Genomic DNA, 1873 nt, shown 5'->3' with positions numbered 1-1873 from the left:
TACCAATTCCGCCACCTGGGCACTGAGAGATTTCGGTAAAGACTTTGTGATACGCTGCCGCTCAGTTGCATGGGTTTTGCTGTTTGCATTGCTGCTCACATTACCTATGCTGCCGGTGCAGTCAGAATCACAAAACAGTATGTAGTTAAAAAATCAATCTACAATCCGTCTCGACCACTTCTGCTTCAGTGTTCAGCCTTGGGCGAACCACAGAAGCTGCGCATTATATACGGAAAATTTAGCTTTGGCAAAACGATCGAATAACGAATCGAACAACAACAGATCCACTCCGTTGCCGGAAGCGCCGCCTGACTTCGACCCCGATGTCCCGTCCCGTGAAGCCATCCTGAAAGCGTTGCGATCTGCGGGGGCGCCGTTGTCTCCCGTGGAGCTGGCCGAACGCATGGGCGTCGAGCGTCCCGCGACGCTGGTGGGTTTCGAACGCCGCCTGGGCGCCATGGAACGCGACGGCCAGTTGATGCCCAACCGCAAGGGCGTCCTGCTGCTGGCGACCAAACTGGATTTCGTCGCCGGCAAGGTGCTGGGTCACCGCGACGGTTTCGGTTTCCTGTTGCGCGACGACGGCGGGCCGGACCTGTTCCTGTCGCCGCGCGAAATGCTCAAGGTGCTGCATGGCGACCGCGTGCTGGTCAAGCCGTCAGGCGAATACCGCGGCAAGCCGGAAGGCACCATCGTCGAAGTCATCGAACGCCGCACCAACAAATTGGTGGGGCGTTTCCTGCATGAGCACGGCCTGTCCATCGTGGTGCCTGAAGACCAGCGCATCAAGCACGACATCCTGATCCCGCCCAGCGACACCAATGGCGCCCAGCATGGGCAGGTGGTGGCGGTCGAGATCATGGCGCAGCCCACCCGCCACACGCAGCCGCTGGGCCGCGTGGCCGAGGTGCTGGGCGAAATCGACGATCCCGGCATGGAAATCGAGATCGCGGTGCGCAAGTTCGACGTGCCCGTGGAATTCTCGGAAGCCGCGCGCAAGCAGGCCGCCCGCCTGCCCGACGTGGTCCGCAAGAGTGACCTGAAAGACCGGGTCGACCTGCGCGACGTGCCGCTCATCACGATCGACGGCGAAGACGCGCGCGACTTCGATGACGCGGTCTACTGCGAGGCCGTCGAACTGGGCACTGGCCAGCGCAAGCGCCCGGGTTGGCGCCTGCTGGTGGCCATTGCCGACGTCAGCAACTACGTGCGTCCCGGCGACGCGCTGGACGACGATGCGATCGAGCGCGGCACCAGCGTGTACTTCCCGCGCCGCGTCATTCCGATGCTGCCTGAATCGCTGTCCAACGGCCTGTGTTCGCTGAACCCGGATGTCGACCGCCTGGTGCTGGTGTGCGACATGGTGATTCCGGCGACCGGCGCCAAGGCCGGCACGGTCACCGCGTACCAGTTCTATAACGCGGTCATGCACTCGCATGCCCGCACCACCTATACCAATATCTGGGCGGCCCTGCAGCAGCCCGGCGGCCCGGCCGCCCATGCCATGCGCGCCGTCATGCCGCAGGTGCAGAGCCTGTACGAGCTCTACCACCTGCTGTCGCAGAGCCGCAAGAAGCGCGGCGCCATCGACTTCGATACGGTCGAGACCAAGATCGTCTGCAACGAACTGGGCCGCATCGAACAGATCGTGCCGTCGGTGCGCAACGATGCCCACAAGCTGATCGAAGAATGCATGCTGGCCGCCAACACTTGCGCGGCCGACTTCATGACGCGCAGCAAGCATCCCGGCCTGTACCGCATTCACGAAGGCCCGACGCCCGAGCGCCTGCAATCGCTGCGCGAATTCCTGCGCACCATGGGCCTGTCGCTGGGCGGGGGCGAGACGCCCACGGCCAAGGACTACGGCGACTTC

The 1873-nt window shown here is 63.2% G+C and carries 1 protein-coding gene; it reads left to right on the top strand.

Annotated elements, in window-relative coordinates:
• Positions 1-244 precede the first annotated feature (244 nt).
• The coding region (locus U858_RS0133010) for a ribonuclease R family protein (protein WP_025141346.1) at positions 245-1873 on the top strand (1629 nt) is incomplete at its 3' end.

The sequence above is a fragment of the Achromobacter sp. DH1f genome (assembly GCF_000633435.1).
Lineage (GTDB): Bacteria > Pseudomonadota > Gammaproteobacteria > Burkholderiales > Burkholderiaceae_B > Achromobacter > Achromobacter deleyi.
This window is presented reverse-complemented; position numbering and strand designations above follow the sequence as displayed.